Source organism: Ruegeria sp. B32 (genome assembly GCF_025141855.1).
Lineage (GTDB): Bacteria > Pseudomonadota > Alphaproteobacteria > Rhodobacterales > Rhodobacteraceae > Ruegeria > Ruegeria arenilitoris.
On sequence record NZ_CP081106.1, the window covers coordinates 3,118,191 to 3,133,986 of the forward strand.

Sequence of the window (15,796 nt, forward strand, 5' to 3'; positions counted from 1 at the left end):
GACAGCAACCGGACCGCGCGGCTTCGGGCCCAGAGAACTCATGTAAACATCTATTCTGAAATTATTTTTTCGGTTGCGTTGCGATGAATTTCCCGGTTGCGACCCCGGGGTTTTTCAAGCAAAGGCGGCGGGCGCGCGACCGACCTGAATGAGGACCCAAATGACTTTGTTTAAAAACTCCATTCTGCTGCTCGCGTTCACCGCCGCACACCACGCCGCCGCCGAAGGCGACGCCGCGCGCGGCGAGAAACTCTACAACCGCTGCTCATCCTGTCACGCCATCATCAAGGATGGCGAGGTTCTGATCAAAGGCGGCATCACCGGCCCGAATCTCTATGGTGTGGTCGGCAGGGCCGCCGGAACCGAAAACGACTATCTGAACGGCAGTGAACGGCTGCCCATCGGCATGTTCACCGATGACATGATCCGCGCCGGTGAAAACGGCCTGGTCTGGACGCAAGAGAATATTGCCGCCTACGCCCGCGACCCGATCGGGTTCATCCAGGACTTCCTGAAGGACGAGACCGCCCGCCCGAACATGAGCGTCAAGCTGAAGACAGGTGCCGAGGATATCGCCGCCTATCTGGCCACGTTCACCGACTGAACCCAACCCGGCGCCGGTCAACTGTCCCGCATCAGGGCGGCCAGTTGACCAAGCTCGGTGCCGATCCCGGACTGCTCGACATTCTCGGCCGCGGCCAGTCGCGCCGCCTCGGGCTTGTTCTGGTTCAGTTTCCAGGTGCCGTCGATCTGGGTGATCTGCATGCGGCAGGGCACGATCATGCGCATCATCCGCTCCAGCGCCGCCGGGTCCATCTTATCGGCGCGCCAGGGCGGTTTGGGTTGCAGCCGCTGCTCAAAAAAGGCCGATTGCCGATCCAGAAGATCGCGCAGCCGGTCCTGGGGCTGCAATTCCAGCCGGCCTGTCAGGTGGACCGCCACATAGTTCCATGTGGGCACCTGATCCGCGACCCCGTACCAATCGGGCGAGACATAGCCGTCGGGCCCCTGAACCGCGATCCGCGCCTCCTGCGGGTTGGCCAGCGCCCGCACGATCGGGTTCGAACGCACCAGATGCAGTTCGGCCACCGCGCCATCCTCGGACAGCAGAAAGGGCACATGGCTGATCAATGGCGGGCCGTCGACCGACAGCGCCAGTACGCCGAATCCCCGGCTGCGGGCAAACTCCACATGGCGCGCGCGGTCCTCGGCGCGAAAGGCTGGGTTGGGGTGCATGACCGTCCTCCTGCAGACAGGTCTTGCAGATCGCGCGCACGCTTGGCAAGGTCGCGCCGTTCTCAGGGCGGGGCGGAATTCCCCACCGGCGGTATGCGGGCCCAGACCCGCCAGCCCGCGAGCGGCTCTGTCATTCAACCGACAGAGTGTCAGCAGATCTGGTGAGAGGCCAGAGCCGACGGTTAAAGTCCGGATGAAAGAGAACGAGCAGCGCGCCTCGCCAAGGGCGCGTCTGTCCGTGATCGCCTTGGGTGACGTGTCATGCCGCGCTGGCCGCGAAACCCTTCGCACCCGCCAGCAGGCCACCAAGCTGAAAGGAGATCACGTTGACACACATCCGCTATGCTTTCGTCAAAGCCAACTGGCATGCCGATATCGTCGACCGCGCGCTGGACGGTTTTCTGGAGTTGATCCCCGCCGATCAGGTCGATGTGTTCGACGTGCCGGGCGCGTTTGAAATGCCCCTGCTGGCCCGCGACCTGGCCCGGACGGGCCGCTATGCCGCCGTGGCCTGCGCGGCTTTTGTCGTCGATGGCGGCATCTACCGGCACGATTTCGTGGCGCAGGCCGTGGTTGACGGGCTGATGCGCGCGGGGCTGGAAACCGGCGTGCCGGTCCTGTCGGTGTCGCTGACGCCGCACCAGTACCAGGAAACCGACCATCACAACGCCATCTACCGCGCGCATTTCGTGGAAAAGGGGCGCGAGGCAGCTCGGGCGGCGCTGAAAATCGTCGAAACCCGCGCCGCACTGACCCGTGCTGCCTAAGCACACTGGGTTGGGGCAGCGATGCCCCAACCGCAAATCCGCTTGAGGCGGCAGGCTCTCGCCGTTAATCACGACCCTCAAAGGAGCACGCCCCATGTCGATGAACAGCTTTGGACACCTTTTCCGCGTCACCACCTGGGGTGAAAGCCACGGCCCCGCGCTGGGCGCCACGGTGGATGGCTGCCCGCCCGGCGTCCAGATCGACGAGGGCATGATCCAGCACTGGCTGGACAAGCGCAAACCGGGCCAGAACAAGTTCACCACCCAGCGGCGCGAGCCCGATCAGGTGGAGATCCTGTCAGGCGTGTTCGAGGGCCAGACAACCGGCACCCCGGTCCAGCTGATGATCGAGAACACCGATCAACGCTCGAAGGACTACGGGGACATCATGGACAAGTTCCGCCCCGGCCATGCCGACATTACCTATTGGCAGAAATACGGCATCCGCGACTATCGCGGCGGCGGGCGCAGCTCGGCCCGGGAAACGGCGGCGCGGGTGGCCGCGGGCGGGCTGGCGCGCGAGGCGATCAAACAGATCGCGCCGAATGTCCAGATCACCGGCTACATGACCCAGATCGGCCCGCACCGGATCGACCGGGCCAACTTTGACTGGGCGCAGATCGAACAGAACCCGTTCTGGACCCCGGATGCACAAGCCGCCGAGGACTGGGCGGCCTATCTGGACGATCTGCGCAAATCCGGCAACTCGGTCGGCGCGGTGGTCGAAGTGGTGGCGCGCGGCGTTCCAGCGGGCCTCGGCGCGCCGGTCTATGGCAAGCTCGACACCGATCTGGCCGCGGCGATGATGTCGATCAACGCGGTCAAGGGCGTCGAGATCGGCGAAGGCATGGCCGCCGCCGAACTGACCGGCGAGGCCAATGCCGACGAAATTTTCATGGGCCAGAACGGCCCGCAATACAGCTCGAACCATGCAGGCGGCATTCTGGGCGGTATCTCGACCGGGCAGGACATCGTGGTGCGTTTTGCAGTCAAACCGACCTCATCGATCCTGACCACGCGCAAGACCATCACCAAATCGGGCGAAGAGACCGAGATCATCACCAAGGGCCGCCACGACCCCTGCGTCGGCATCCGCGCCGTGCCGGTCGGCGAGGCGATGATGGCCTGCGTGATCCTGGACCACCTGCTGCTGCATCGGGGCCAGATCGGTGAGAACCGTGGACGGATTGGCTGAGCTGCGCGACCGCCTACGCGCGGTCGTCGCGCAGCGGATGATCACCGACCCGGCCCATGACCTGGCCCATCTGGACCGTGTCTGGGTCAATGCCCGCGCCATCGCCGATGCGCAAACCGACAGGACCGTGCTGCTGGCGGCCTGCTATCTGCACGATCTGGTCAACCTGCCCAAGAACGACCCCGACCGACACCTGGCCTCGCGCCGGTCGGCCCAGGAGTCCGAGCCTGTTCTGCGAGAACTGGGCCTGAGCGATGCCCAGATCGCCGCCACCCGCCACGCGATCGAGGCGCACAGTTTTTCCGCCAACATCCCGCCCGAGACGCCCGAGGCGCGAATCCTGCGCGATGCCGACCGGTTGGATGCGCTGGGCGCCATCGGGATCGCGCGGAATTTCTCGGTGTCCGGCGCTTTGGGGCGGACGCTCTATGATCCGGCCGATCCGTTCGCATCGCACCGGCCGCTGGACGATCTGCACTATTCGATCGACCACTGGAAGGTGAAGTTGCTTGCCCTGCCCGACGACATGCTGACCCAGGCCGGACGGCAGATCGCGCAGCAACGGGTCCGGCGCATGATCCGGTTTCTGACCGAATTCGCCGAAGAGATTGGTAGCCCCCTGCCCGACAGCTGGACGCGCCCCAATCCGACCCGTTGATCTTTGCCGCGCAAAGGCGCAGGGTCGCGCCGATGGCCCAATCCCTGACCTCTCATCGCCCCGTGCTGGCCGTGACGCTGAAACTCAGCGCGCTGTTCCTGTTCACGGCGATGTCGGCGCTGGTCAAGGCGCTGTCGGCGGATTTCCCGCCAGGCCAGATGGTGTTTTTCCGTTCGCTTTTCGCGGTGCCGGTGATCGTGGCTTGGCTGATCTCGCGCGGGGAACTGGCGCAGGGCTTTGTCGTCAGGAAACCCATGGGCCATTTCTGGCGCGGGGTGCTGGGCACCACCGCCATGGGCCTGACCTTCACCGGGCTCAGCCTTCTGCCGCTGCCCGAGGTTACGGCGATCGGCTATGCCACTCCGATCTTCACCCTGATCCTGGCGGCGCTGCTGCTGGGCGAGCGCATCCGCCTGATCCGCATCGGCGCAGTGGCGATCGGGCTCTTGGGCGTGCTGATCATGATCTGGCCCCGGCTGGGCTCGGCCGATCTGGGTACTGGCGCCACGATCGGCGCGCTGTGCGTGCTGGGCGCGACCGTGGCCCGTGGCTTCGTGCAGATCCACATCCGGCAACTGGTTCAGGTCGATCACCCCGCCGCAATCGTCTTCTATTTCTCGATGACCGCCACGCTGCTGTCAGCGCTGACCGTGTTCTGGGGCTGGACCATGCCGACCCTGAACCAGCTGCTGATCCTGATTACGATGGGGCTGATCGGCGGCGTCGCGCAGATTCTGGTGACCTCGTCCTACCGGTTCGGGCAGGCCTCGATGCTGGCGCCCTATGACTACACGTCGATGCTGTTTGCGATCTTCATCGGCTATGTCTGGTTCGACGAACTGCCGACCCTGGCGATCCTGCTGGGGGCGGCACTGGTGATCGCCGGCAATGCGGTGGTGATCTGGCGCGAACACCAGCTGGGTCTGGAACGCGGCAAGGCGCGGTCGCTGACCGATCACAAACCCTGACTTTACCTTTCGCGCCCATCGCCTAGGTTGGCGCGGACAATCAACGAGGTTTTGCCATGAGCGACGCACAGGACCACAAACAGAAGATGCAACAGGTGCAGGCCCAGCACCGCAAGAAAGTGTCCGAGGCCGTGGATCCCGGCCGCGGGCTGGTGCTGATCAACACCGGCAAGGGCAAGGGCAAATCCTCGGCCGCGTTCGGCGTGGTGATCCGCGCATTGGGCTGGGGCCAGAAGGTCGCCGTGGTGCAGTTCATCAAGGGCAAATGGAAGACTGGCGAGCGGCGGTTCTTCGAAGAGCGCGATCTGGTCACCTGGCACACGATGGGCGAAGGCTTCACCTGGGACACCCAGGACCGCGACCGCGACATCACCGCCGCCACCGCCGCCTTCGACAAGGCGCGCGACCTGATGGCCAGCGGCGACTATGACCTTGTGGTGCTGGACGAGATCAACATCGCCCTGCGCTATGAATACCTGTCGGTGGACGCAGTGATCGAGGGGCTGAAGGCCCGCTCGGACCGGACTAGCGTGTTCCTGACCGGGCGCGACGCGCCGCAGGCGCTGCGCGACTATGCCGATCTGGTCACCGAAATGACCGAGGAAAAGCACCCGTTTCAGGCCGGCATCAAGGCCCAGCGCGGCGTCGATTTCTGATCGGTCAACGCGGGACGGCACCACTTGCCGGTGCCGCCGGCGTGCTCTGCGGGACAGTGGCGATCCGGGCGTCCGCAACCCCGGCCGCCCGGTCACAGCGTCCGTCCTGGCATTTGCAGTCCAGGTAGGCCACCAGGTCGCCATCGGCGCAGCACCCGCTGCCAAGGGGCAGGTCTGAACTGGACAGAAGTTCAAGTATCGGGTCGCGCATCGCGTGGCCTTTCCGAAATCGTTTCCGAGACGGTGGCGCGCCCTCGCGGGTGTACGGCTTGGCGTGCAGGCCGTCTCGGAATCAAAGGCTTGATACCGGGGTATCTGGCGTTGGGCTAAAACTGACAATTTCTGTCGGACTTTTCAAGACCAAAATTCGCCCCGGCCAAATGGCCGGAGCAAGGGGTCAGGCGGTGGCTGTCTGGTCGGGCGCGCTGAGCGAGATTACGGCCACCACGGCGGCGCCATTCAGCCAGTAGTAGACCGCATCCAGACCGGTGAAGCCGAACAGGCTGGGGGCGAACAGGAAGGTGAGCCCCACCAGCAGATCGACGGCCAGGTGAAACCTGTAGGGCAGAACGCGCCAGACGCCCAGGTGATGATCCGTCAGCACCGTCAGCACGAAAGCCGCCACGCCGGTGGCCACCGACAGCCACAGCGCAATCGGGTTCGACGCGCCCAGTCCCAAGGCAAAAGGCAGCCCCATCAGGGCCAGGGCAACCGGGTAGTCCAGATAGGCATGAATGGTGCGGGTAACGAAACGCAGAGACATGATGTTTCCTTTCCTTGATTGAGGGCGGATCAAGGATATGTTCGCCAGCCCGAACGTAGCAGCCCAGATCGTTTGGAATACCTTGCAGATCGTCCGCCAGTTTGCCGGATCAGTGCATCGCCCTGTAGGCCGCCGGAGACAGGCCGATCTGCTTCTTGAACACCCGCGAAAACGCCGCCTCGGAGGCATAGCCGACCTGAGCCGCCGCGTCGGCCACGTTCCAGCGGCTTTCGATCAGTCCGTGGCAGGCGATCTGCATACGCCAGTCGGTCAGGTATTGCATGGGCGTGGCGCCCATCTTCTGGGTGAACAGCTGTGCGAAGGTCGTGCGCGACATGCCGGCTTCACGCGCCAGCGATGCCACGCTCCACTCGCGGGCCGGGTCGCGGTGAAAGGCGCCCAGCGCGCGTGATATACGTGGATCGGCGAAGCCCGACAGGGCCGCATCGGTGGGGCTTTGATGTTCCAGATAGGCGCGGATCGCCTGGGCGAACAGAACCTCAGACAGTTTCAGCGCGATCAGGTCCCCGCCGATCCGGGCACCCGCAACCTCGGATTCGATCATCCGCAGCGTCGCCTCGATCCAGGCCCCGGCGGATTCGCCGTAATTCTCGATCAGGATATAGGGCGGCAGACGGTCGATCAGCATATGCCCTGTGCCGCGCCGCCCGGCCGGACCGGCAAACGAGAAATGCCCGCAGATCAGTTGGGTGTCACGGTCCTGCTCGGCTCCGCCATAGACCAGCACACCGTCACCTTTGTAGCCGGCCCGGTTCAGAACCTGCTCCAGCGGCAGAGCATCCACGGGCCGGACCTCGTTGCACAGCAGCGCATGTGCGGCCCCGTGCGGGATCAGGATCAGATCCCCCTGCCGCAACCGCAGGGTCTCGCCGGTGGTGGACACATGCACCTTCAGCTCTCCGCGCTGGACGAAGTGAAACCGGGCGACGTTTTCGAATGCAGGTACCTGCACGCCGAAGGGCGGCGTGAACGAGGTCCGGAAATACAGGGTGCCCCTCAGGGAAAGGCGCGTCAGGATATCGCTGAGCAGGTCCAACATGCGCCAAGGATACGGATTCGCACCCGACCGTCCAGCGCTGCGGACGATCTGCAACAAGGTCCGGACGGGCGGCAAGGCCGGTTGGCCACCGCCCGCGCGGATGTCGGATCAGCTGCGGACCAGCTGCTCGTAATCGTTGGCGATCTCGCGGGTCAGGTCGCCGACCTCGAAGGTATACTCGCCGATCTGGCCCACCGGCGTGACCTCGGCCGCGGTGCCGGTCAGCCAGCACTGTTCGAAATCGGCCATCTCCTCGGGCAGGATGTGGCGTTCGTGTACGGTGATGCCCTTGTCTTTCAGGATCTGAATCACCGTCTGTCGGGTGATCCCGTTCAGGAAGCAGTCGGCCAGCGGTGTATGCACTTCGCCATCCTTTACGAAGAATACGTTGGCACCGGTCGCCTCGGCCACATAGCCGCGGTAATCCATGAACAAGGCATCCGAACAACCCTTGGCCTCGGCCTTGTGCTTGGAGATGGTGCAGATCATGTACAGCCCCGCCGCCTTGGCATGGACCGGGATGGTTTCCGGGCTGGGCCGCTTCCATTCAGCGATGTCCAGCTTGGCGCCCTGCATCTTGGCGTCGCCGTAATAGGCGCCCCAGGGCCAGACCGCGATGGCCATGCGCACCGGGTTGCGCGCCGAGGCCACGCCCATGTCCTCGCCCGAACCGCGCCAGACCAGCGCGCGCACATATGCGTCCTTGAGGCCGCTTTTTTCAAGCGTTTCGGCCTTGGCCGCCTCGATCTGATCGACGGTGTAGGGCATCGGCATGTCCAGCGCCTCGGCCGATTTGATCAACCGCTCGGAATGTTCGCGGCTTTTGAAGACCTTGCCGTTGTAGGCGCGCTCGCCCTCGAAGACCGAGCTGGCATAGTGCATCGCATGGGTCAGGACATGCACCTTGGCATCGCGCCAGGGCACAAATTCGCCATCCATCCAGATGACACCGTCACGATCGTCATATCCCGCCATCCGAAACCTCCTGACCCGGGTCACATTTCCGATTGTTGCGCCACTTAGGTCCGACCCGGACACAAAATTGCGCAAAAACTGCGATTCGATACCTGTCCGCCCTTGGAATGTCAATAACGCTGACTTAAAGTCGGGGCGTGTAACGAATGAGGCCCGATATGTCCGAGATCCGCCCCGCCCCGGTCTTTGGCGGAGAAAGCCTGTTGTTTCTGACGGATGAACAGCTTCGCCAGGGGATCGAGGCGATGTTCTTCGCCTATCGTGGCTTTACCGCCGACCCCGACCGCATCCTAAGCGAAATGGCCTATGGCCGGGCGCATCACCGGGCGATCCATTTCATCAACCGTGCGCCTGGCACCACGGTGAACAACCTGCTGGCGATTCTGGGGGTGACCAAGCAATCGCTGAACCGGGTGCTGCGCACGCTGATCGACGACGGCCTGGTCGAGAGCCGGGTCGGCACCGTCGACAAGCGCGAACGCCACCTGTACCTGACCGAAAAGGGCAAGGCGCTGGAAGCGCAGCTGTCGGACGCCCAGCGTGCCCGGATGCGCGCGGCCTACAAGGATGCCGGCCCCGAGGCGGTTGCCGGATTCCGCAAAGTTCTTGAAGCGATGATGGATGCTGATATGCGTCGGGCTTACACGAAACTGCGGGATTCAACTTCATGAGCGATGTGGACGCCCACCTTCTGATCGTCGATGACGATGAACGCATCCGCGATCTCCTCAAGAAATTCTTGATGCGCAGCGGATTTCTGGTGACGGCGGCGCGTGATGCCGCCCATGCGCGACGGGTCCTGTCGGGGCTGGATTTCGACCTGATCGTGATGGATGTGATGATGCCGGGCGAGGATGGCGTCAGCCTGACCCGGGCCCTGCGCGAGACGCACGACACGCCGATCCTGCTGCTGACGGCACGTGGCGAGACCGAGCACCGGATCGCCGGGTTGGAAGCCGGGGCAGACGATTACCTGGCCAAGCCGTTCGAGCCCAAGGAACTGCTGCTGCGGATCAACGCGATCCTGAGGCGGATGCCGGAAACCACCGTGCAGGATACGGCTGCCAAGATCCTGCATCTGGGGCCGATCCGCTATGACATCGAACGCGGCGAGATGTGGCAGGGCGAAGAGCCGGTGCGGCTGACCGCCACCGAAAGCCAGTTGATGAAGATCTTCTCGGCCCAACCGGGCGAGCCGATCAGCCGGTCGAAGCTGGTCGAGGATCTGGGGCGCGACAAGGGACAGGCGCAGGAACGCGCCGTGGACGTGCAGATCACGCGCCTGCGCCGCAAGATCGAGCAGGACCCGAAGCAGCCGCGCTATCTGCAGACGGTGCGGGGTGCGGGATATATGCTGGCGCCGGATTGATTTTGCCGCCGCCCGGCGTTTTCTTGCCTTCGGCGAGGATATTTTTGGCCAGATGAAGTTGGGGGATATTCATGAAGACCGCTGTTTTGACGCATGCCGACTGTCTGGGTCATGTCACCCCTGAGGGGCACCCCGAGCGGGTGGCCCGGCTGGAACATATCCTGCATGCGCTGGAGTCGTTGGACCTGCAGCGGGTGACCGCGCCGCTGGCGGCGGATGATGATCTGCTACGGATTCATCCCGAGAGTTACATCCGCGAAATCCGTGACAGCCGCCCGACCGAAGGGTTCCGCCAGATCGACGGGGATACGTTCATGTCGCCCGGCTCGGTCGATGCGGCCTATCGGGCGGCGGGGGCCGTGGTGCGGGCGGTGGACATGGTGCTGGGCGGTGAGGCGCCGAATGCGTTCTGCGCCATTCGGCCGCCGGGCCATCATGCCGAACGGGAAACCGCCATGGGGTTCTGCCTGTTCGGCAATGCCGCTCTGGCGGCGAAACATGCGCTGGATCATCACGGGCTGGATCGGGTCGCGGTGGTGGATTTCGACGTGCATCACGGCAATGGCACGCAGGATCTGCTGTGGGACGAGGCCCGTGCGCTGGTGATCACCAGCCAGCAGATGCCACTGTGGCCGGGTTCGGGACGGCCGGATGAAACCGGGGCGCATGACACCATCGTAAACATCCCGCTGACCCCCGGCACCGGCGGAGCCGAGATGCGCGCGGCCTACGAGGCGCAGGCCTTTCCCCGGCTGCGCGCGTTCCAGCCCGAGCTGATCATCATCTCGGCCGGATTCGACGCACATCAGGACGATCCGCTGGCCAATCTGAATTGGTCCACCGACGACTTCGCCTGGATCACCGAACAGCTGTGCCGGATCGCCGATGAGCTGTGTGGGGGCCGTATCGTCTCGACTCTGGAAGGCGGGTATGATCTGAACGCATTGGCCAAGGCCACACGCGCCCATGTTGAAGAACTGATGAAGGCAGCCCGATGACCGAGACCCCCGTTGAAGAGATGACATTCGAACAGGCGATGAAAGAGCTGGAGGCCGTGGTCGGCCAACTGGAGCGCGGCGACGTGGCGCTGGACCAGTCGATCGCCCTGTACGAGCGCGGCGCCAAGCTGAAGAAACGCTGCGAGGACGAGTTGAAGCGCGCCGAGGAGAAAGTGGCCGCCATCACGCTGGATGCCGATGGGCAGCCCACCGGGACGACCCCTGTCGAAGGCCTGTAATGTTTTCCGAAAGGCTGGTGCAGGATGCTGCGCTGATCCAGGCGCAGTTCGATCTGGTTCTGGGTGCGCTGGACGATGTCGACGTCACCCGCGCGATGGCCTATGCCACGCAGGGCGGCAAGCGGCTGCGCGGATTTCTGGTGCTGGAAAGCGCCCGGCTGCACGGAATGGACGAGACCTGCGCAATCTGGCCCGCGACCGGGATCGAAGCGCTGCACGCCTACAGCCTGGTGCATGATGATCTGCCCTGCATGGACGATGATGACCTGCGGCGCGGTCGTCCGACCGTGCACAAGCAATGGAACGACGGCATCGCGGTTCTGGCTGGCGACGCTTTGCAGGCGCTGGCGTTCGAGCTTTGCACCCGGCCCGAGGTCGGATCTTCAGACGTTCGGGCGGAACTGGCGCTGACCCTCGCCCAGGCCAGCGGTGCGCAAGGCATGGTTCTGGGTCAGGCGTTGGACATCGCGGCCGAAACTGCCGAACAACCTTTGACCCTGCCGGAAATCACGCATCTTCAAGCCGGCAAGACCGGGGCGCTGATCGAATGGTCGGCGTGCGCCGGTGCGGTTCTGTCGGAGGCTGATCCGACCCCATTGCGCCAATATGCCCGTGCGCTGGGTCTTGCCTTTCAGATCGCCGACGACATCCTTGATGTGGAAGGTGACAGCGAAAAGGCGGGCAAACGGTTGCAGAAGGATGCACAGGCGGGCAAGGCGACATTCGTGTCCCTGCTGGGCCTCGACGCCGCCAAGGCCCGCGCGATCGAGCTGATTGATCAGGCCTGCGCCGCGTTGGATGGGTACGGAGCACGGGCCGAAACCTTGAAGGACGCCGCCCGCTTCGTTATTGCGCGTGAAAGCTGAACCGTAAGGGATGCCATGTCAGACCGTCCGAACACCCCGCTTCTGGACCTTGTGAACCGCCCGGCGGATCTCAAGCAGTTTTCGGACGCGCAGCTGCATCAGTTGGCAAACGAGTTACGGGCCGAGACGATCTCGGCTGTGTCGGTCACCGGCGGGCATCTGGGCGCGGGGCTGGGTGTGGTCGAGCTGACCGTGGCCCTGCACGCGGTGTTCGACACGCCGCGCGACAAGATCATCTGGGATGTCGGCCACCAGTGCTATCCCCACAAGATCCTGACCGAGCGGCGCGACCGAATCCGCACCCTGCGCCAGAAGGGCGGCCTGAGCGGGTTCACCAAACGCAGCGAAAGCCCCTATGACCCGTTCGGCGCGGCGCACAGTTCGACCTCGATCAGCGCGGCGCTGGGTTTTGCCGTAGCCCGCGACCTGGGCGGGGTCACGCCCGAGGGACTGGGCGACGCGATCGCGGTGATCGGGGACGGGTCGATGTCGGCCGGCATGGCCTTCGAGGCGATGAACAACGCCGGCCACCTGAAAAAACGCCTGATCGTGATCCTGAACGACAACGAGATGAGCATCGCCCCACCCGTGGGTGCGCTGTCGAACTATCTCTCGCGCATCTATGCCGAAGAGCCGTTCCACGATCTGAAGGCCGCCGCCAAGGGGGCGGTGTCGCTGCTGCCCGAACCGTTCCGCGAAGGCGCCAAGCGCGCCAAGGAGATGCTCAAGGGCATGGCGGTCGGCGGCACGCTGTTCGAAGAGCTGGGATTCTCCTATGTCGGCCCGATCGACGGGCATGACCTGGACCAATTGCTGCCGGTGCTGCGCACGGTCAAAGCGCGGGCGACCGGGCCGATCCTGATCCACGCGCTGACCAAAAAGGGCAAGGGCTATGCCCCGGCCGAGCAGGCCCGCGACAAGGGCCATGCCACCGCCAAGTTCGACGTGGTCACCGGCAAGCAGCAGAAGGCGCCGTCGAACGCACCGTCCTATACCTCGGTCTTCGGCAGGACCCTGGTGGACGAGGCCAGCCGCGACGATAAGATCGTGGCGGTGACCGCGGCGATGCCCGACGGCACCGGGCTGAACCTGTTCGCCGAACGCTACCCGTCGCGCTGTTTCGACGTAGCGATTGCCGAGCAGCACGGGGTCACTTTCTCGGCCGCGCTGGCGGCGGGCGGGCTGAAACCGTTCTGCGCGATGTATTCAACGTTTTTGCAGCGCGGCTATGACCAGGTGGTGCACGACGTGGCGATCCAGCGCCTGCCGGTGCGCTTTGCCATCGACCGCGCGGGGCTGGTGGGTGCCGATGGCGCGACCCATGCCGGGTCGTTCGACATCGCCTACCTGTCCAACCTGCCGGGCATGGTGGTGATGGCCGCCGCCGACGAGGCCGAGCTGGTGCACATGGTCGCCACAGCCGCCGCCCACGACGACGGCCCCATCGCGTTCCGCTATCCGCGGGGCGAAGGCGTGGGCGTCGATCTGCCCGAACGCGGGCAGGTTCTGGAAATCGGCAAGGGCCGCCTGATCCAGTCGGGGGCGCGGGTGGCGCTCCTGTCCTTTGGCACGCGCCTGGCCGAGGTGCAGAAGGCCGCCGAATCGCTGACCGCACGCGGCATCACCCCGACCATCGCCGACGCCAGGTTCGCCAAGCCGCTGGACCGCGACCTGATCCTGGACCTGGCCGCCAACCACGAAGCGCTGATCACCATCGAGGAAGGCGCCATCGGCGGGTTCGGCAGCCACGTGGCGCAGCTGCTGGCGGATGAGGGCGTGTTCGATCGCGGCCTGAAATACCGCTCGATGGTGCTGCCGGATATTTTCATCGACCAGGCCAGCCCCGCCGACATGTACGCGGTCGCGGGCATGAACGCCGAACAGATCGAAGCCAAGGTGCTTGCCGTTCTGGGCATCGCATCAATCGGAGAAAAGCGCGCCTGATTCCGACCGGATCGTCGGTTGCCCTCAGCCAGAGCGGCATTCGGGTCGAACGACGGGTGAACAAGGCCATTCGCCCTCCAAGAAAACCCCACATTGGGGTCAACAACCGGTCTTGCCTACGCCCGTGGGACGGTTTAAACGATCCTTCGCACCGCATACCGCGCCCCCACGGGCGCGGGTGCGCGTCGAAGAATGGGCCGCTGTAGCTCAGCTGGTAGAGCACGTCATTCGTAATGATGGGGTCGGGGGTTCGAGTCCCTTCAGCGGCACCATAGCTTCTTGGAGCAAACTTCGGTGTTTCGCCGCCGGTTTTCCCGTCTGTTGATTCGGTTTCGCAATTTATCTGCCGTTCAATCTTTCCAGAAGTTTAGGTTGCTCATCCCCAATGCGGCCCTAACTCGACGGAAATGACGCAGACAAACGAACGCTCCCCCAGCCGGCTCATCCTGGTGCTGGGCGACCAACTGAGCCAAAGCTTAAGCGCCTTGAGCCAGGCGGAGAAGGCGCGCGACACGGTGTTGATGGCCGAAGTCGCGGACGAGGCGGAATATGTTCCGCATCACAAAAAGAAGATCGCGTTTGTCTTTTCGGCGATGCGCCATTTCGCAGATGAGCTCGGTGCGGCGGGGTGGCAGGTTCGTTATGTCAGGCTGAATGACCCTGACAATACCGGCTCCATCACAGGCGAGATCGCGCGGGCAATCGCGGATCTGTCTATTGCGAACCTTCAGGTGACCGAGCCCGGCGAGTACCGGCTGCAAACCGCCTTGCTGGAGTGGGCGGACCAGAGCCAAACCGATCTACATATGCTGGAAGATGACCGGTTTGTCGCCACGCATCAGGAGTTCCGCAATTGGGCGGATGGACGCAAGCAGTTGCGGATGGAATATTTCTATCGCGAGATGCGGCGCAAAACGGGGCTGTTGATGAACGGCGACCAACCCGAAGGCGGGCGCTGGAACTTTGACGCGGAAAACCGCAAGCCCGCCACTGTCGATCTGTTCATGCCCCAACCGCCCCGATCCGACCCGGATGACATCACCACCGAGGTTCTGAGCCTTGTCGAATCCCGGTTTGGCGACAACTTCGGACAACTGCGCCCGTTCTGGTTTGCGGTGACCCGCACCGGCGCGCTCGAGGCGCTGGACCATTTCGTGGAACACGCTCTGCCTCTGTTCGGGGACCATCAGGACGCAATGCTGCAGACAGAACCGTTCCTCTATCACTCGGTCCTGTCGCATTACCTGAACACGGGTCTGCTGGGGCCGATGGAGATCTGCCGGCAGGTCGAGCGTGCCTATTATGAAGGCCGCGCGCCTTTGAATGCGGTCGAGGGCTTTATCCGTCAGATCATCGGCTGGCGAGAATATGTTCGGGGCCTCTATTGGCTGAACATGCCCGGGTACACGGAACGCAATCACTTCGGGGCAACCCGCCCGCTGCCGGACTTCTACTGGACGGCCAAAACGGAAATGGCCTGCATGGCGGCCGCAATCGGGCAGACGCGCGACCACGCCTATGCCCACCACATCCAGCGCCTGATGGTGACTGGCAATTTCGCGATGCTGGCCGGGGTCGATCCGCACGAAGTCCACGAGTGGTACCTGGCGGTTTACGCCGATGCGTATGAATGGGTCGAGGCCCCCAACGTGATCGGAATGAGCCAATTCGCCGATGGTGGATTGCTTGGATCAAAACCCTACGCAGCAAGCGGCAATTACATCAACAAGATGTCGGATCACTGTTCGCATTGCCGCTATGACGTGAAACGCAAGTTCGGTGCGAATGCCTGCCCTTTCAATCCACTGTATTGGGATTTCCTCGCACGCAACGCCGACAAGCTGCGTGGCAATCCCAGATTGGGCCATGCCTACCGAACCTGGGACCGTATGGACCCCGAAAAACAGGCCCAATACCGCGACAGCGCGCGCGAGATACTCGACAGCCTCTAGCGTTGGCCGGTCGAAGATGATCGGGCTCGGCGGCAACGCTGCGAGCAGTGGCGGACCTCGTCCCAGACCTTGGCCCATTTTCGCCGCCAGGTGAAAGGACGCCCGCATGTGGCGCAGGTTTTCGTCGGAAGATCCGACTTTTTCCGCATC

The 15,796-nt window shown here is 63.9% G+C and carries 19 protein-coding genes, 1 tRNA gene and 1 riboswitch; of the genes, 14 read left to right on the forward strand and 6 right to left on the reverse strand.

All coding sequences use genetic code 11. The features are described from left to right. The first annotated feature begins 160 nt into the window (after window positions 1–160). Complete coding sequence (locus K3752_RS15815) at window positions 161–604, forward strand: cytochrome c family protein (RefSeq protein ID WP_170364034.1); 444 nt, start codon at window positions 161–163, stop codon at window positions 602–604. Between the two features lie 17 nt (window positions 605–621). On the opposite strand, the gene K3752_RS15820 is transcribed toward K3752_RS15815, so the two are convergent. Beyond that, a complete protein-coding gene (locus K3752_RS15820; RefSeq protein ID WP_170391320.1) occupies window positions 622–1,236 on the reverse strand; it encodes an FMN-binding negative transcriptional regulator in 615 nt (204 codons plus the stop codon). A gap of 54 nt (window positions 1,237–1,290) precedes the next feature. Next, window positions 1,291–1,445, forward strand: a riboswitch (FMN riboswitch). A 117-nt stretch (window positions 1,446–1,562) separates the two neighbouring features. Here K3752_RS15820 and K3752_RS15825 point away from each other — a divergent pair. The 5 genes from K3752_RS15825 to cobO all read left to right on the forward strand — a co-directional run bounded on the left by K3752_RS15825 (window position 1,563) and on the right by cobO (window position 5,480). Further along, window positions 1,563–2,003, forward strand: coding sequence for a 6,7-dimethyl-8-ribityllumazine synthase (locus K3752_RS15825; RefSeq protein ID WP_222457749.1), 441 nt, complete (start codon window positions 1,563–1,565; stop codon window positions 2,001–2,003). Between the two features lie 94 nt (window positions 2,004–2,097). Next, on the forward strand, window positions 2,098–3,198 hold the full coding sequence (gene aroC / locus K3752_RS15830) for a chorismate synthase (protein WP_260063766.1): 1,101 nt from the start codon (window positions 2,098–2,100) through the stop codon (window positions 3,196–3,198). Continuing rightward, complete coding sequence (locus K3752_RS15835; RefSeq protein WP_260063767.1) at window positions 3,182–3,856, forward strand: HD domain-containing protein; 675 nt, start codon at window positions 3,182–3,184, stop codon at window positions 3,854–3,856. The genes aroC and K3752_RS15835 overlap by 17 nt, the downstream gene beginning before the upstream one ends. A gap of 32 nt (window positions 3,857–3,888) precedes the next feature. Next, window positions 3,889–4,824 (forward strand): DMT family transporter, encoded by a 936-nt coding sequence (locus K3752_RS15840; RefSeq protein ID WP_149774168.1) that lies wholly within the window; start codon window positions 3,889–3,891, stop codon window positions 4,822–4,824. Window positions 4,825–4,880: 56 nt separating this feature from the next. Next, window positions 4,881–5,480: a cob(I)yrinic acid a,c-diamide adenosyltransferase gene (cobO, locus tag K3752_RS15845; protein WP_170342842.1), complete on the forward strand. Its 600-nt coding sequence runs from the start codon at window positions 4,881–4,883 to the stop codon at window positions 5,478–5,480. 4 nt (window positions 5,481–5,484) lie between these two features. On the opposite strand, the gene K3752_RS15850 is transcribed toward cobO, so the two are convergent. The 4 genes from K3752_RS15850 to K3752_RS15865 all read right to left on the reverse strand — a co-directional run bounded on the left by K3752_RS15850 (window position 5,485) and on the right by K3752_RS15865 (window position 8,278). Beyond that, window positions 5,485–5,691, reverse strand: coding sequence for a hypothetical protein (locus K3752_RS15850; RefSeq protein ID WP_093964018.1), 207 nt, complete (start codon window positions 5,689–5,691; stop codon window positions 5,485–5,487). A 186-nt stretch (window positions 5,692–5,877) separates the two neighbouring features. Beyond that, window positions 5,878–6,243, reverse strand: coding sequence for a hypothetical protein (locus tag K3752_RS15855; RefSeq protein ID WP_093964017.1), 366 nt, complete (start codon window positions 6,241–6,243; stop codon window positions 5,878–5,880). A gap of 109 nt (window positions 6,244–6,352) precedes the next feature. Beyond that, window positions 6,353–7,303, reverse strand: coding sequence for an AraC family transcriptional regulator (locus K3752_RS15860; protein ID WP_170405759.1), 951 nt, complete (start codon window positions 7,301–7,303; stop codon window positions 6,353–6,355). Between the two features lie 108 nt (window positions 7,304–7,411). Then, window positions 7,412–8,278, reverse strand: a complete 867-nt coding sequence (locus tag K3752_RS15865; RefSeq protein WP_170405756.1) for a branched-chain amino acid aminotransferase — start codon at window positions 8,276–8,278, stop codon at window positions 7,412–7,414. 158 nt (window positions 8,279–8,436) lie between these two features. Here K3752_RS15865 and K3752_RS15870 point away from each other — a divergent pair, with 158 nt between their 5' ends. The 8 genes from K3752_RS15870 to K3752_RS15905 all read left to right on the forward strand — a co-directional run bounded on the left by K3752_RS15870 (window position 8,437) and on the right by K3752_RS15905 (window position 15,646). Further along, a complete protein-coding gene (locus tag K3752_RS15870) occupies window positions 8,437–8,949 on the forward strand; it encodes a MarR family winged helix-turn-helix transcriptional regulator (protein ID WP_170405753.1) in 513 nt (170 codons plus the stop codon). Further along, window positions 8,946–9,647, forward strand: coding sequence for a response regulator (locus K3752_RS15875; protein ID WP_170405750.1), 702 nt, complete (start codon window positions 8,946–8,948; stop codon window positions 9,645–9,647). The genes K3752_RS15870 and K3752_RS15875 overlap by 4 nt, the downstream gene beginning before the upstream one ends. Window positions 9,648–9,718: 71 nt before the next feature. After that, window positions 9,719–10,645: a histone deacetylase family protein gene (locus K3752_RS15880; RefSeq protein ID WP_260063768.1), complete on the forward strand. Its 927-nt coding sequence runs from the start codon at window positions 9,719–9,721 to the stop codon at window positions 10,643–10,645. After that, the gene (locus K3752_RS15885) at window positions 10,642–10,884 is read left to right on the forward strand and encodes an exodeoxyribonuclease VII small subunit (protein ID WP_170342825.1); all 243 of its coding nucleotides are present in this window, start codon (window positions 10,642–10,644) and stop codon (window positions 10,882–10,884) included. The genes K3752_RS15880 and K3752_RS15885 overlap by 4 nt, the downstream gene beginning before the upstream one ends. Next, window positions 10,884–11,750 carry a polyprenyl synthetase family protein gene (locus tag K3752_RS15890; RefSeq protein WP_260063769.1) on the forward strand — a complete coding sequence of 289 codons (867 nt, stop codon included), beginning with the start codon at window positions 10,884–10,886 and terminating at the stop codon, window positions 11,748–11,750. Before K3752_RS15885 ends, K3752_RS15890 begins: the two co-directional genes overlap by 1 nt. A 15-nt stretch (window positions 11,751–11,765) precedes the next feature. Beyond that, window positions 11,766–13,694 (forward strand): 1-deoxy-D-xylulose-5-phosphate synthase, encoded by a 1,929-nt coding sequence (gene dxs, locus K3752_RS15895; protein WP_260063770.1) that lies wholly within the window; start codon window positions 11,766–11,768, stop codon window positions 13,692–13,694. Window positions 13,695–13,890: 196 nt separating this feature from the next. Next, window positions 13,891–13,966 (forward strand) — tRNA-Thr (locus K3752_RS15900). 135 nt (window positions 13,967–14,101) lie between these two features. Beyond that, on the forward strand, window positions 14,102–15,646 hold the full coding sequence (locus K3752_RS15905; protein ID WP_260063771.1) for a cryptochrome/photolyase family protein: 1,545 nt from the start codon (window positions 14,102–14,104) through the stop codon (window positions 15,644–15,646). Here the strand turns inward: K3752_RS15905 and K3752_RS15910 are convergent. Continuing rightward, window positions 15,643–15,795, reverse strand: coding sequence for a DUF2256 domain-containing protein (locus K3752_RS15910; protein ID WP_217353607.1), 153 nt, complete (start codon window positions 15,793–15,795; stop codon window positions 15,643–15,645). The two genes, K3752_RS15905 and K3752_RS15910, sit on opposite strands and share 4 nt — an antisense overlap. Window position 15,796 lies beyond the last annotated feature (1 nt).

Bases quoted from the DNA above. Each gene is read 5' to 3' on its own strand.
- cobO (WP_170342842.1), top strand. From the start codon at position 4,881: ATGAGCGACGCACAGGACCACAAACAGAAGATGCAACAGGTGCAGGCC.
- K3752_RS15840 (WP_149774168.1), top strand. From the start codon at position 3,889: ATGGCCCAATCCCTGACCTCTCATCGCCCCGTGCTGGCCGTGACGCTG.
- K3752_RS15860 (WP_170405759.1), bottom strand. From the start codon at position 7,303: ATGTTGGACCTGCTCAGCGATATCCTGACGCGCCTTTCCCTGAGGGGC.
- dxs (WP_260063770.1), top strand. From the start codon at position 11,766: ATGTCAGACCGTCCGAACACCCCGCTTCTGGACCTTGTGAACCGCCCG.
- K3752_RS15875 (WP_170405750.1), top strand. From the start codon at position 8,946: ATGAGCGATGTGGACGCCCACCTTCTGATCGTCGATGACGATGAACGC.
- K3752_RS15870 (WP_170405753.1), top strand. From the start codon at position 8,437: ATGTCCGAGATCCGCCCCGCCCCGGTCTTTGGCGGAGAAAGCCTGTTG.
- K3752_RS15905 (WP_260063771.1), top strand. From the start codon at position 14,102: ATGACGCAGACAAACGAACGCTCCCCCAGCCGGCTCATCCTGGTGCTG.
- K3752_RS15855 (WP_093964017.1), bottom strand. From the start codon at position 6,243: ATGTCTCTGCGTTTCGTTACCCGCACCATTCATGCCTATCTGGACTAC.
- K3752_RS15880 (WP_260063768.1), top strand. From the start codon at position 9,719: ATGAAGACCGCTGTTTTGACGCATGCCGACTGTCTGGGTCATGTCACC.
- K3752_RS15865 (WP_170405756.1), bottom strand. From the start codon at position 8,278: ATGGCGGGATATGACGATCGTGACGGTGTCATCTGGATGGATGGCGAA.
- K3752_RS15890 (WP_260063769.1), top strand. From the start codon at position 10,884: ATGTTTTCCGAAAGGCTGGTGCAGGATGCTGCGCTGATCCAGGCGCAG.
- K3752_RS15850 (WP_093964018.1), bottom strand. From the start codon at position 5,691: ATGCGCGACCCGATACTTGAACTTCTGTCCAGTTCAGACCTGCCCCTT.
- K3752_RS15815 (WP_170364034.1), top strand. From the start codon at position 161: ATGACTTTGTTTAAAAACTCCATTCTGCTGCTCGCGTTCACCGCCGCA.
- K3752_RS15910 (WP_217353607.1), bottom strand. From the start codon at position 15,795: ATGCGGAAAAAGTCGGATCTTCCGACGAAAACCTGCGCCACATGCGGG.
- K3752_RS15820 (WP_170391320.1), bottom strand. From the start codon at position 1,236: ATGCACCCCAACCCAGCCTTTCGCGCCGAGGACCGCGCGCGCCATGTG.
- K3752_RS15885 (WP_170342825.1), top strand. From the start codon at position 10,642: ATGACCGAGACCCCCGTTGAAGAGATGACATTCGAACAGGCGATGAAA.
- aroC (WP_260063766.1), top strand. From the start codon at position 2,098: ATGTCGATGAACAGCTTTGGACACCTTTTCCGCGTCACCACCTGGGGT.